At 62.9% G+C, this 13971-nt stretch carries 11 protein-coding genes; all 11 read left to right on the top strand.

Annotation, left to right across the window (positions count from 1 at the left end; translation table 11 throughout):
- Window positions 1-28 precede the first annotated feature (28 nt).
- The 11 genes from NKH97_RS02960 (at window position 29) to NKH97_RS02910 (ending at window position 13955) form a co-directional block, all read left to right on the top strand.
- The gene (locus tag NKH97_RS02960) at window positions 29-1564 is read left to right on the top strand and encodes an FGGY-family carbohydrate kinase (RefSeq protein WP_023808915.1); all 1536 of its coding nucleotides are present in this window, start codon (window positions 29-31) and stop codon (window positions 1562-1564) included.
- Window positions 1561-2337, top strand: coding sequence for a DeoR/GlpR family DNA-binding transcription regulator (locus NKH97_RS02955; protein WP_031212333.1), 777 nt, complete (start codon window positions 1561-1563; stop codon window positions 2335-2337). Before NKH97_RS02960 ends, NKH97_RS02955 begins: the two co-directional genes overlap by 4 nt.
- Window positions 2334-4046 carry a glycerol-3-phosphate dehydrogenase/oxidase gene (locus NKH97_RS02950; RefSeq protein WP_502896762.1) on the top strand — a complete coding sequence of 571 codons (1713 nt, stop codon included), beginning with the start codon at window positions 2334-2336 and terminating at the stop codon, window positions 4044-4046. Before NKH97_RS02955 ends, NKH97_RS02950 begins: the two co-directional genes overlap by 4 nt.
- 422 nt (window positions 4047-4468) lie before the next feature.
- Complete coding sequence (locus tag NKH97_RS02945; protein ID WP_127296545.1) at window positions 4469-5479, top strand: sugar-binding transcriptional regulator; 1011 nt, start codon at window positions 4469-4471, stop codon at window positions 5477-5479.
- A gap of 33 nt (window positions 5480-5512) precedes the next feature.
- Window positions 5513-6169 carry a DUF2291 domain-containing protein gene (locus NKH97_RS02940; protein ID WP_127296544.1) on the top strand — a complete coding sequence of 219 codons (657 nt, stop codon included), beginning with the start codon at window positions 5513-5515 and terminating at the stop codon, window positions 6167-6169.
- Window positions 6166-7707: a sugar ABC transporter ATP-binding protein gene (locus NKH97_RS02935; protein ID WP_352795293.1), complete on the top strand. Its 1542-nt coding sequence runs from the start codon at window positions 6166-6168 to the stop codon at window positions 7705-7707. Before NKH97_RS02940 ends, NKH97_RS02935 begins: the two co-directional genes overlap by 4 nt.
- A gap of 26 nt (window positions 7708-7733) precedes the next feature.
- A complete protein-coding gene (locus NKH97_RS02930) occupies window positions 7734-8867 on the top strand; it encodes an ABC transporter permease (RefSeq protein WP_128302320.1) in 1134 nt (377 codons plus the stop codon).
- 38 nt (window positions 8868-8905) lie between these two features.
- Window positions 8906-9847, top strand: coding sequence for a D-ribose ABC transporter substrate-binding protein (locus NKH97_RS02925; protein ID WP_013533072.1), 942 nt, complete (start codon window positions 8906-8908; stop codon window positions 9845-9847).
- 96 nt (window positions 9848-9943) lie between these two features.
- Window positions 9944-11503, top strand: a complete 1560-nt coding sequence (locus NKH97_RS02920; RefSeq protein ID WP_128302321.1) for an FGGY-family carbohydrate kinase — start codon at window positions 9944-9946, stop codon at window positions 11501-11503.
- On the top strand, window positions 11500-13017 hold the full coding sequence (locus tag NKH97_RS02915; RefSeq protein ID WP_128302322.1) for a glycerol-3-phosphate dehydrogenase: 1518 nt from the start codon (window positions 11500-11502) through the stop codon (window positions 13015-13017). The genes NKH97_RS02920 and NKH97_RS02915 overlap by 4 nt, the downstream gene beginning before the upstream one ends.
- Entirely contained in the window at window positions 13017-13955 is a 939-nt protein-coding gene (locus NKH97_RS02910; RefSeq protein ID WP_023808905.1) for a sugar phosphate isomerase/epimerase family protein, read from the top strand. Before NKH97_RS02915 ends, NKH97_RS02910 begins: the two co-directional genes overlap by 1 nt.
- The last annotated feature ends 16 nt before the right edge of the window (window positions 13956-13971 follow it).

Genomic DNA, 13971 nt, shown 5'->3' with positions numbered 1-13971 from the left:
TCACCAGTTGCTGAAAGCGGCGGCGCCCATGCCCAGTTTGCTCGGAATCGATAACGGTCTCACGGTCACCAAGGCAGTGATCTTCGATGCCGATGGCACGCAGTTGTCGGTGGCGCGTCGGCGCGTTCCGCAGTCGATGCCCCATGCGCGCTGGGTGGAGCGCGACATGGCAAGGCTATGGCAAGCCACCGCCGATGCCATCCGCGAAGCGATCGCATTGTGCGGCCGGCCCGCCAACGATATCAAGGCGGTGGCGGCGACCGCACACGGCGATGGTCTCTATTTGCTCGACAAGGATCGCCGGCCGCTAGGCCCCGGTATCCTGTCGCTTGACAGCCGCGCCGGCGAGATTGTCGAACAATGGTCGGCGGACGGGGTCTTCCAAAATGCGTTGGCGCGCACCGGACAGGCGCCGCACGTTTCGGCTCCGTCGGCGCTGCTGGCCTGGATCAGGAAGAACCAACCCGACCGCTATGGCCGCATCGGGCATATACTGGCCTGCAAGGACTGGCTGCGCTTTTGCCTGACCGGCACGATCGGCACCGACCGTACCGAGGCAAGCACCTCATTCACGGATTTCCGCACGCAGGATTACGCGCTGGAAGCGATGCGCATCTTCGAACTGGACGATCTTTTCGACGCGCTGCCGCCGATGGCGCATTCGGCCGAGATCGCCGGCCACGTTACCGCCGAGGCCGCCGACATGACCGGCCTTGCCAAGGGGACACCGGTCGCGAGCGGCCTGCATGACGTAACTGGCTCCGCACTTGGCATGGGCGGCCATGAGGAGGGCGTGCTCGCCATTGTTGCCGGGACCTATTCCATCAACGAAGTAGTCTCTTCGCAACCGCGCGTCGATCCGCGTTGGCTCTGTCGCAACGCCATCGACGCCGGCCGCTGGAACAACATGGCGATATCGCCGGCCTCGACCGCGAACTACGATTGGTTTCTCGACACGTTCTGCCGCTCGGAACAGGAGAGGGCATCGGTCGGTGGTGGCTCGATCCACGAGTTTCTGGCAGGCGAGATCGACGCGGCGCTGAAAAAGCGGTCGACCATCCTGTTTCATCCCTATCTGTTCGGCTCCCCCTTTGGCGATGTCGCCAGCGCCAGCTTTGTCGGCCTTCACGGCTGGCACGATCGCGGCGATATGCTCAAGGCGGTTCTAGAGGGCATTGCCTTCAATCATCGCACCCATGTCGAAGCCCTGCGCGAGGGCTTTGCTATCAGCGAGATCCGCCTGACCGGGGGCGGTTCACGCAATCCGGCCTTTGTCCAGATGTTTGCCGATGTGCTGAATGCCCCGGTCACCGTCACCTCGACCGACGAGGCCGCGGCCTTTGGCGCGGCCCTTTGCGCGGGTGCCGCGGTGGGCATCTTCGCGACGCCGCAACAAGGCGCCAGGCAAGCCGGCATGACGGCACGCCAATACGAGCCGATGGCGGCCTCAAGTGCTGTGTTCAACGAGCGCTTTTCCCTCTATGGCCGCATAGCCGGTGCGCTCGAACCGCAGTGGCCGGAGATCGAGAAGCTGGCGCGGCAAGACACTGGGGGAACCGCATGATCAAGGCCGACGAACGACGCGAAGAGATCGCCGACTATGTGATCAAGCTCGGCCAGGTGCGCATCGACGATCTGGTCGAACATTTCGGCGTATCGCGCATGACCATCCACCGGCACATCGACCGGCTGGCGCAGCAGGGTGTGCTGCGCAAGCTGCACGGTGCGGTGACGGTTCAGCCTTCCGGCCTCTATGAAAGCGCCTTCCGCTACCGGGTGACGGTCAATCGGGCCGAGAAGGATGCGCTGGCGCGGGCGGCGCTCGATTTTGTCGAGGCCGGCCAAGTGGTGATGCTGGACGATTCCTCGACGGCAAACGCCGTCGCCACGCTGCTGCTCGACGTCAAGCCGCTGACCGTCATCACCAATTCAGTGGCGACGGCTTCCCTGCTGACCAATGTCGACGAACTCGACTTCATCTGTCTCGGCGGTCAGTACCACGGCACCTACAACGCCTATATCGGCATCGTCTGCGAGAACGCCGTGGCGCAGCTGCGCGCCAATGTGCTGATCTGTTCGGCTTCGGCCATCACTGGAACCACCGCCTTCATCCAGGACCCCAATGTCGTGCGGGTCAAGCAGGCGATGATGGCCGCATCGGTCAAGCGCATCCTTTTGATTGACCATGCCAAGTTCGACAGGATCGCACTGCACGTCTTCGACGATCTGACCAGCTTCGACGTCGTGCTGGCGACCGAAGGCCTGGGCGATGCGCGGGCGCGGGCCCTCGAACGGGCCGGCGTGAAGCTGCGCATCGTCAAGACGAAAGCGCCATGAGCTCAAGCGAAGCAACATTTACGGAAAATCCCGCCGGGCGATTGGCCGCCATGGCCGGGACCGGCGAGGTCGACGTCGTCATCCTTGGCGCCGGCATCAACGGGGCGGGCTTGTTTCGCGACCTGTGCGCGCAGGGCGTCAGCTGCCTGATCGTCGACAAGGCGGATTTCGGCTCCGGCACCAGTGCCGCGCCATCGCGGCTCATTCACGGTGGCCTGAAATATCTAGAAACTGGCGAATTCGGGCTGGTGGCGCAATCGACGCTCGAGCGCAATTTGCTTTTGAAAAACGCGCCGCACTATGTCAGCCCGCTGCCGACCGTCATCCCGATCTTTTCCTGGAGCAAGGGCATGCTGGCGGCGCTGCGGACGCTGTTCGGCTCGACCAGCGCGCCGCGCAGCCGCGGCGCCATCCTGATCAAGATCGGCCTGATGATCTATGATTTCTACGGCTCGCGAAACCAGGTCATGCCGCGCCACCGCATGGTCGGGCGGCGCCAGGCGCTCAGCAAGATGCCGGCGCTCAACCCCTCGATCGTCGCCACCGGCACCTATTACGACGCCAAGATAAGCCATCCCGAAAGGCTGGTGCTCGAACTGATCCTCGATGGGCTGCAGGCAAATACGGCCTCGGCCAGCGCGAACTACACGGCGCTGGCGAAGTCCGCCGATGGCGTGCTGACCTTCCAGCCGAAAAACGGCGCGGCCTTTTCGGTGCGGCCGAAGCTGGTGGTCAATGCCGCCGGTCCATGGATCGACGATGTCAACGATTTGCTAGGCGCGCCGTCGAAGATGATCGGCGGTACCAAGGGCTCGCACATCCTGCTGAAGCATGACGAGCTGGTCAGAAGCCTTGCCGGGCGCATGCTCTATTTCGAGGCCGATGACGGCCGCATCTGCCTTGTCTACGACTATCTCGGCCTGGCGCTGGTCGGCTCTACCGACATCAAGGCCGACAATCCCGACGCGGTACGCTGCGAGCCTGACGAAGTGGAGTACCTGCTCGACAGCGTACGCACGCTGCTGCCGGGGATGGCGTTCGAACGCGACCAGATCGTCTATGCCTATAGCGGCATCCGGCCGCTGCCGGCCTCGGATGCATCGGTGCCCGGCTTAATCAGCCGTGACCACTCGGCGCCAGTCGCCGAGCCGGATGGGAACAGACCTTTCGCGGTCATCTCGCTGATCGGCGGCAAGTGGACGACCTTTCGCGGCTTCGCCGAGGAAGTCGCCGACACCGTGCTCGGCCGCCTGCAGCGCAGCCGCAAGGTGACGACGCAGGCCATGCCGATCGGCGGCGGCAGGGATTTCCCGGCCGATGCCGCAGCGCGAGCAAGTTGGCTGGCTCTGGCTCACTCGGAAACGGGCGCTGGAGGACGGCGTCTCGAGGCGCTGCTGTCGCGATATGGCACCAGAGCCACGCAGATCGCCACGCATGGGTCGGGTGATGAGGGTCGGCTGCCGGATTCAGAAAGCTACAGCAAATCGGAAATCGACTACATCGTCCGCACCGAGTTCGTCGAACATCTGGCCGATATCGTCATGCGCCGCAGCACCCTGGCGATATCAGGGTCACTGACGGGCCGGGATCTGCAGGAGATTGCGACGATTGCCGGACGGGCGCTGGGCTGGAGCGCCGGGCGCCTCGCAGAGGAAGTCGAGGCCGCCGCCCTGGAACTCGAGGACCGGAACCTGATGCGGCTGGGCTGATCATTCCGTCGCCGATGCTCTTTCCCAAGGCAATCCGGTCGGTTTGCCTAAGGATGCGCCGCATCCCCAATCGCTCAACTCACAGGCGGGTTGGGATTTTGCGATATTAGATATTATTATTGAGAAACAGTTAGTTAGCAAAAAATTGGATAGCCGATGGCTGTGCAATTCTACTGGCTCAGACACGAAATAACACAGATTGACGTTAAATTAACATAGCCGTATGATCAAGTGACATGCTCACCTCCTAATAGGTCGATGTTGCCCGCCGAAATGCCGGCAGACCGGCGTTTCGGGAAGGGCGAGAACTGTGAATTCCCCGTATGTGCATGCGCCAAATCCGGCGAGGGATTGACAGCGATGCAGGGATGTGAAAATTTTTGCACACAAAGATAATAATATCATCTCAGGGAGGAGATGTCTTGAAATCCGGCGGAGCCGCTAACCGCGATCATGAGTCCAGCCTCGCCACCCGCGCGGCCTGGCTTCACTATGCCGGGGGGCTGACGCAGGCCCAGGTGGCCAAGCGGCTCGGCCTGACCAGCCTCAAGGCGCATCGGCTCATCACCCGGGCCACCCAGGATGGCCTTGTCAGGGTAATCATCGACGGCGATGTCGGCGAATGCATCGACCTCGAGCAGCAGCTGATCAATGCTTACGGGCTGGATTACTGCGAGGTCGTTCCTGATCTCGATCAGGACGAGCTGCCGCTGAAGGCCCTTGGCATCGCCGGCGCTCAGTTTCTGAAGCGGGAGATCGATCGCGGCGAGGACATGCTGATCGGCGTCGGCCATGGCCGTACCCTTGCCGCAAGCGTCGAGTATCTGACGCGCACCGCCGCTGCCCATATCCGTTTCGTCTCGCTGCTTGGCGGCGTGACGCGCAAATTCGCGGCCAACCCGCACGATGTCATGCATCGGCTGGCCGAGCGGACCGGCGCGCAGGCCTATGTGATGCCGGTGCCTTTCGTCGCCAACACCGCCGAGGACCGTGAAGTGCTGCTTGGCCAGCGCGGCATCAGCGATGTCTTCGACCTCGCAAGCCGGTCCGACCTGATGTTCGTCGGCATAGGCACCGCCGAACGGGAAGCCTCGCTGGTCGCTACCGCCATGATCGAACATTCCGAAATCGATGAGGTCAAACGGGATGGCGGCGTCGGCGAGCTGCTCGCCCACTTCTTCGACGACAAGGGACGCCCGGTGGAAACGGCGCTGTCGGACAGAATCCTGGCGCTTCCGCGGGACCAGTTGAAGGGCCGTCGGATCGTCGCAGTCGCCGGCGGCAAGGTGAAAATACGCGCCATCAAGGCGGTGCTCGAAAGCCGCTATCTGAGCGGGCTGATCACTGACGAGTCCACCGCCCGTGCCCTTGTCGAACAGAACAAACCCAATGGTGCGAAGCGCCATGTGAACGGAGGATCGTCAAATGCGTGACAAGCGCGGATCAGCCTTGCCGGCGGTTGCGTCATGAGCGCGAAGGCCGCCCCCGCACCAACCAGGCCGGCTTCGCCCGGCTTGCGTCGGGTACTTGCCGGCGCTGCGGTTGTCGTCCTGCTCGGCGCCATGGCGCTCGACACCAACGTGGTCAGGATCGGCTCTGCCGGCGATGTCCGCAGCGCCGTCTTTTCCGCCGCCGACTACGGCAAGTCGGAGTTTCCCAAGGTGCAGGCCGATGTCGAAGCGCGTGCCGCCGACGCGGCAACGGTGGCGACGGCGATCACCAAGGACAGGGCAACGGCGGAAAAGGAATACGGCGTGCCGGCGGGCGTTGGGCCGGTCATCTCGGTGAAGTTCACCGGCGTCGTCGGCGAAGGAAAATCGGGCATCTACAAAGTCGCCGTCGAAGGTGTGCCGGACACGCTGATGATCCGCGTGCAGACGGGACCGGCGATCAACGGCACCGAGCTTCGCGACGCCACCGGCAAGATCACATTCGGCCAGTTCACCAACCAGATCGAATACCAGGACGCCGGTTCGGCGCTGAACAACGAGATGAAGAAGGAAATCCTGGCCAAGGTCGATACGAGCACCTTGACCGGCAAGACCATATCGGTGGTCGGCGCATTCAAGCTGGTCAACCCGAAGAGCTGGCTGGTCACTCCGGTGAGGCTGGAGGTCAAATGAGCGCGGCTGCCGACACCGGACCCGCGAATGGCGACGCCGTGCTTTCGGCGCGCAACATCGTCATGTCGTATGGCGGCGTCCATGCACTCAAGGGCGTCAATTTCGACATCCATCGCGGCAAGGTCACCACGCTGTTCGGAGAAAATGGCGCCGGCAAGTCGACGCTGATGAAGATCCTCTCCGGCGTGGTCACGCCGACATCCGGCGACATCGTGCTCGACGGCAATCTCGTCAGTTTTTCCTCATCCTCGGACGCACGCGATCGCGGCATCTCGATCATTCACCAGGAACTGAGCCTGGCGCCCAATCTCAGCGTTCGCGACAACATCTTCATGGGCCGCGAACTGCGCACCAGGACCGGCCTCGACTTCGCCGAAGAATCGCGCCAGGCGCGCGCGCTGATGGCTGATCTCGAAGAGGACATCGACCCGATGACCCTGGTCGAGGATCTGCGCCTGGGCCAACAGCAGATCGTCGAGATCGCGCGGGCGCTGTCGGTCGATTCGCGCATCCTGATCATGGACGAGCCGACCTCGGCGCTCAGCGCCACAGAGGTGGAGGTGCTGTTCAAGGTGATCCGCGATTTGACCAGCCGCGGCGTTTCCATCGTCTACATCTCACATCACCTCGAAGAGGCGCTGCAGATCACCGACTACGCCGTTGTCCTGCGCGACGGGGCGATAACGGCGACGGCTGAAGCCAGAAACATCGACCTCGAGTGGATCGTCCGCAACATGGTCGGCGAGAACTTCGATCTCGGCTCGCCGCCGACCGGCCATGCGTTCGGTGAGGTCGCCCTGTCGATCGAGGATGTCAGCGTCGTCGACACTTCGGGCTCGGGCTGTTCCGTCGTCGACCACCTGTCGCTGGATGTCCGGGCAGGCGAGATCGTCTGCATCTATGGGCTGATGGGCGCCGGGCGCACGGAATTGCTGGAAGCCGTCGCCGGACGGGTGCCGATGGCGGGCGGCCGCGCGCTTCTGGAAGGCGAGGACGTTTCGGGACTGAGCATTGCCCAGCGCATCTCCAGAGGTCTTGTGCTGGTCCCCGAGGACCGCCAGCGCGACGGGCTGGTGCAGACGATGACCGTCGGCCGCAATCTCTCGCTGGCCAGCATCGAGGCGTTCGCCAAGGGGCTGTTTCTGTCCCGTTCCAAGGAGGGTGGGCTGGTCGAGGATTCGATCCGCAAGGTGACCATAAAGACCGCAGGCGGCAATGCCATGATCGGATCGCTGTCGGGCGGCAATCAGCAGAAGGTCGTCATCGGCAAGATGCTGACGACCAACCCAAAAGTCATCCTTCTCGACGAACCGAGCCGTGGCATCGATGTCGGCGCCAAGGCCGAGGTCTTCCGCTTGCTGAGCGAACGCGCCGCGCAAGGGCTTGCGATCGTCTTCTCGACCTCTGAGGTCAACGAATGCCTCAGCATTGCCCACCGCATCGTCGTCATGCGGCGTGGCAGGATTTCAGCTGAATTCGGCGCCAACGCCACCAAAGAGCAGATCATGGCCGCCTCTGGCGAAGCCGTGGTCGCCTGATCACCAGAATTTCGGAGCCCAGACCAATGACCGACGTCAGCCAGGCCAGAAAACAGTCCAGTCCAAGCGCGGGCGGCGAAGGCTTCGATCTCGCCAAGCTGCTGCTCGAGGGTCGCGCTTTCTTTGCCCTGATCGTCATCATCGTCGTGTTCTCGATCCTGTCGCCCTACTATCTCTCGGTGGCGAATTTCCTGACCATGGCCTCGCATGTCGCCATCTTCGGAATCCTCGCGATCGGCATGCTGCTCGTCATCCTCAATGGCGGTATCGACCTGTCGGTGGGGTCGACGCTGGGCTTGGCCGGTGTCGTTGCCGGGTTCCTGATGCAAGGCGTGACGCTGACCTGGCTGGGTGTCGTTCTCTATCCGCCGGTCTGGGTGGTCGCGGTGTTGGCCTGCATGCTCGGCGCCGTCGTCGGACTGATCAACGGCGTGCTCATCGCGCGCTTCAAGGTTCCGGCTTTCGTCGCCACGCTCGGCGTCATGTACATGGCACGCGGCCTGGCGCTGCTGATGACCAGCGGCCTGACCTATAACAATCTCGGCGGCAAGCCCGAGCTCGGAAACACCGGCTTCGATGCGCTTGGCTTCAACCGCCTGTTCGGCGTGCCGACGGGCGTCGTGGTTCTCGTGGTCATCGCGCTCATTGGCAGCATCGTCTTGAACCGCACCGCTTTCGGGCGCTGGCTCTACGCCTCGGGCGGCAACGAGCGCGCGGCCGAACTCTCCGGCGTTCCGGTCAAGACGGTGCAGATTTCCGTCTATGTGCTGTCGGGCATCTGTGCCGCCATCGCCGGCCTGATCCTGTCCTCGCAGTTGACGTCGGCTGGACCGACCGCCGGCACCACCTACGAACTGACGGCCATCGCGGCCGTCGTCATCGGCGGCGCGGCACTGACCGGCGGGCGCGGCAACATCCGCGGAACCCTGCTTGGGGCCTTCGTCATCGGCTTCCTGTCCGACGGTCTGGTGATCATCGGCATCTCATCCTACTGGCAGACAGTGTTCACGGGCGCGGTCATCGTGCTCGCCGTGCTCCTCAATGCCGTTCAGTATCGCCGCCGTAGCAAGCTCCCAAGCGCGTCAGGTGGCCAACCGACTTCTCAGAAACGGGGGAAGGCCGAACCGGCCAATCCTGCCCAAGGGAAGACTGCCAGGTGAACTGGCAGCAACACCGCGTAATCATTGGAGGAATGTACATGAAAACCATGCTGAAAAGTCTGCTCGCCGCCGCGATGGTCGTCGGGTTCACGGCCGCCGCGTCAGCCGCGGGCCTGATCTCGATCATCGTCAACGATCCGGCCAACCCCTACTGGCTGACCGAGGGCAACGTCGCCAAGGCCGAGGCTGAAAAGCTTGGCTATACGGCCAATGTCGGTGCCCACAAGGGCGATACCAATACCGAAAGCAATTTGATCGACACCGCCATCACCAACAAGTCGGTGGCGATCATCCTCGATCCGGCCAACGCCGACGGCTCTGTCGGTGCGGTGAAGAAGGCGATTGCAGCCAACATCCCGGTGTTCCTCGTCAATGCCGAGATCAATCAGGAAGGCCTCGCCAAGGGTCAGCTCGTTTCCAATAACGCGCAGGGTGCTGCTCTCGGTGCCCAGCAGTGGGTGCAGGCCGTCGGCGAAAAGGGCAAATATGTCGAACTGCTCGGCGCCCCGTCTGACAACAACGCCGCCACGCGCTCGAACGGGTACGCGACTGTGCTGAGCCAGTACCCGGATCTCGAAAAGGCTGCTTCGCAGGTCGCCAACTGGGATCGTACCCAGGGCCACGACAAGATGCAGAGCATGCTGCAGGCCAATCCCGACATCATCGCCGTGATCAGCGGCAATGACGAGATGGCGCTTGGCGCGGTTGCGGCGCTGAAGGAAGCCGGCAAGCTCGCCGGCATCAAGGTCGGTGGCTTCGACGGCTCCCCGGATGCGGTTGCGGCGATCAAGTCCGGCGAACTGCAGTACACCGTGCTTCAGCCGGTCGCCATCTTCTCGGCCAAGGCCGTGCAGCAGGCGGATTCGTTTATCAAGACGGGTGCCACCGGTGCGGCGACCGAGAAGCAGCTGTTCGATTGCCTTCTCATCACCAAGGACAATGTCGACAAGTACACCGCACCCTTCGTGTTGTCTGAGTAATACCTGTACAGGGGGTGTCCTTGCGGACACTCCCTGCCTCTTCTACGAAATGACTGCCCTCGTGAACCGCCTTCGCAACCAACCGGAATTTGCGGCATGAAAGACCTGCTGATCGGCATCGACGCGGGAACGTCGGTGATCAAATCGATCGCTTTCGACCTGTCCGGGCGGCAGCTCGCCATGACGTCGGTGCCCAATAGCTTCGTCACGCTGGAAGGCGGCGGCGCCGAGCAGGACCTCGACCAGACCTGGCGCGACATGGCGCGGACCGTTCGCGATCTCGCGGCCAAGGTTCCCGACCTCGCGCAACGAACCGCGGCGGTGGCCATCACCGGGCAGGGCGACGGAACCTGGCTGATCGATGGCGACGGCTTGCCTGTCTCGCGCGCCTGGCTGTGGCTTGATGCCCGAGCTGGACATCTGGTGGACGAGATGCGCGCCGATCCCCGGGATCGCAGGCGGTTCGAGCTGACCGGCACGGGGCTGAATTCCTGCCAGCAAGGCGCCCAGCTTGCCTTCATGAAAAAGAACCATCCCGACATGCTGGAGCGGGCGGCGACCGCACTGCATTGCAAGGATTGGCTCTACTTCAAGATGACGGGCGAACGCGCCACGGATCCCTCCGAGGGAACCTTCACCTTCGGCGATTTTCGGTCGCGCAGCTATTCCGACGAAGCCCTCGACATCCTGGATCTGACGACGCATCGCCGCCTGTTGCCTCCCATGCTCGAAGGCACCACCGACCATCATCCGCTGTCGCGATCGGCGGCGGCAGAGACTGGCCTGCTCGAAGGCACGCCGGTGGTGCTGGGTTACGTCGATATGGTCATGACGGCGCTCGGAGCCGGCCTCTATGATCCCTCGGGCAATGTCGGCTGCACGGTCATCGGCTCGACCGGCATACACACACGCTTTGCCGCCACTCCCGACGATGTCGTGCTGAACGACGATGGCTCCGGCTACACGATCGCCATGCCTATTCCAGGCGCCTTTGCACAATTGCAATCCAACATGGCGGCGACGCTCAACATAGACTGGGTGCTTGGCCTTGCGCGCGACGTGCTCGCGACGGCTGGCGGCAAGCCTTCTCATGACGAGTTGCTGAAGGCCCTCGACGCTTGGGTGGAAGCATCGGAGCCTGGTTCGCTGATCTACCAGCCCTATATATCGCTGGCCGGTGAAAGAGGACCGTTCGTCGATCCTGACGCACGCGCTGGCTTCATCGGCCTTTCGGTCAAGCACGGCTTTGGCGATCTGGCACGCGGCGTCCTCGAGGGACTGGCCTTCGCCGCACGCGATTGCTACCAGGCGATGGGCGCCGTGCCGAGCGAGATCCGCCTGTCGGGCGGCGCCGCGCGCAGCCCCTCCCTACGCCGCATCATCGCGGCGGCGACCCGGGCGCAGGTGCGCACCAGCAGTCGCCAGGAAGCCGGCGCGGCAGGCGCCGCGATGATGGCGGCCGTCGGCCTCGGCGTCTATGGCTCGATGGAAGACTGCGCCGCCGAATGGGTGACGCCGCTTCTCGGCGACTGCGATGCCTATGACGAGGCGCTTTCGCATACCTACGATGCCCTCTTCCCTTCCTTCGTTGCAGCGCGTCAGGCGCTTCGGCCGGTGTGGAAGGGCATGGCGCACCGCACAGGAGCAAGATCTTGAGCAATACAACAGATGTCGTCGATCTCTTCGTGATCGGCGGCGGCGTCAATGGAGCCGGCATAGCGCGTGATGCGGCAGGTCGCGGGCTGTCCGTCATCCTGTGCGAAAAGGACGATCTCGCGCAAGGCACGAGCTCGCGCTCCGGCAAGCTGGTGCATGGCGGCCTGCGCTACCTCGAATATTATGAATTCCGGCTGGTTCGCGAAGCACTGATCGAACGCGAGGTGCTGCTCGAGGCAGCGCCGCACATCATCTGGCCGATGCGCTTCGTTCTTCCGCACAGCCCGCAAGACAGGCCGGCATGGCTGGTCCGGCTCGGGCTGTTTCTCTACGACCACCTTGGCGGCCGTAAACGCCTGCCGGGGACACGAACACTGAACCTCAGGACTGCGCCGGAAGGCGCGCCGATCAAGGACGAATTCAAGCGCGGTTTCGAATATTCCGACTGCTGGGTCGACGATGCGCGCCTGGTGCTGCTCAACGCCCTGGATGCCAGGCAGCGCGGTGCCAGAGTGCTCACGCGCACCGCCTGTGTCGCGGCCCGCCGCGAAAACGGACTATGGTCGATCGACATGCAGGATGGTCGCACGGGTGCGGTGACGAAGGTCCGGGCGCGGGCGCTGGTCAACGCGGCCGGGCCGTGGGTCAACGACATTGTCAGCCGAGTCGCCGGGCAGAACTCCACCCGCAATGTTCGCCTGGTGAAAGGCAGTCATATCGTCGTGCCCAAATTCTGGGAGGGGCGGCAGGCCTATCTCATCCAGAACAACGACAAGCGAGTGATCTTCGTCAACCCCTACGAGAACGATCTGGCGCTGATCGGCACGACCGACATTCCCTACGAAGGCAGGCCCGAGGAAGTGGTCGCCGAGGCAAGCGAAGTCGATTACCTGATCAAGGTGGTCAATCGCTATTTCAAGCGACAGCTGACGTCACAGGACGTGGTCCATAGTTTCTCAGGCGTGCGTCCGCTCTATGACGACAATGCCGACAATCCAAGCGCGGTGACGCGCGACTATATTTTCGAACTCGACGCCTCCAATGGCAACGCGCCGCTGCTGTCGGTGTTCGGCGGCAAGATCACCACCTTCCGCAAGCTGTCGGAACATGCGCTGGAAAAGATCCAGCCGTTTTTTCCGATGATGAAGAAAGCCTGGACGGCCAAAATCCCCTTGCCGGGAGGCGACCTGCCCAATGCGGACTTCGAGCAGTTCCTGAGCGATCTGCATTCCGAGTTTTTATGGCTCAGCCCGTCGCTGGTGAAGCACTACGCTCGAAGCTACGGCACCCGTGCCAGGCAATTGCTCGCCGGCGCACAGCGCGAGGCGGATCTCGGCCGCCGCTTCGGTCCCGACCTGTATGAGCGGGAGGCAAGGTTCCTGGCCGAGACCGAATGGGCCGGCACATCAGCCGATATTCTGGAACGCCGCACCAAACATGGCCTGCATCTCAATGCGGCCGAGCGGAAAGCATTCGAAGACTGGTTCGATAACATCATGGCGACGGCAGACTGATGGCCTTCACGCTTTCCCTCAACACCAATCCGCTGGTCAACCGTTTCGCCGATCCGGACGATTTGATCGACGCGATTGCCTATGGCATCGGTATCCGCGACGTGCAGCTGACGCATGAATTCGTCAATCCGGGCTGGCCGGCGGCAACGATTGCCAAATTCCTGCGCCTGTTCGACAGGGCGCTTTCGCGGACCGGCGTGCGGATCACCTCCGGCATGACCGGACCTTATGGCCGGCTCAATCACTTCGGCCATCCGGACGCGGATGTCCGGCGCTACTATGTCGACTGGTTCAAGACCTTCGCCGATATTTCCGCGGAACTCGGTGCGTCGGGCATGGGCACGCAGTTCGCCATCTTCACCCACAAGGACTTTGACGATCCGCAACGGCGGGCAGTGCTTCTCGATATCGCCCTCGAATGCTGGCGCGAGGTGGCCGAACACGCCAAGGCGGCGGGTCTGACATACCTGTTCTGGGAGCCGATGTCGGTCGGCCGCGAGTTCGGCCACACGATCGAAAGCTGCGCCACGCTGCAAGGCGCCATCGACGCGGCGAAGCTGCCCATACCGATGAAAATGATGGTCGACATCGACCATGGCGACGTCACTTCGCCCAACCCTGCCGACACCGATCCCTATGCCTGGGCGAAAGCGTTTCCCTTGCAATCGCCGATCATCCACATCAAGCAGTCGTCGATGAATAAGGGCGGGCACTGGCCGTTCACGGCCGCCTACAACAAGGATGGCCGCATAGTGCCGCAGAAGTTGCTGGACGCGGTTCGGCAGGGCGGTGGAACCGACAATGAAATTTGCCTTGAACTTTCCTTCAGGGAGAGGGAACCAGTCGACCATCAGGTTATCGAGATGATCCGCGAGTCGGTGGATTTCTGGGCGCCTCATATCGACAGCGGTCGCGACAGTCTCAAGCCTCGGGCTTGAGTGAAATGCTGGCTAG

It is taken from the genome of Mesorhizobium sp. M0870 (genome assembly GCF_040319775.1).
Taxonomy (GTDB): Bacteria; Pseudomonadota; Alphaproteobacteria; order Rhizobiales; family Rhizobiaceae; genus Mesorhizobium.
This window is presented reverse-complemented; position numbering and strand designations above follow the sequence as displayed.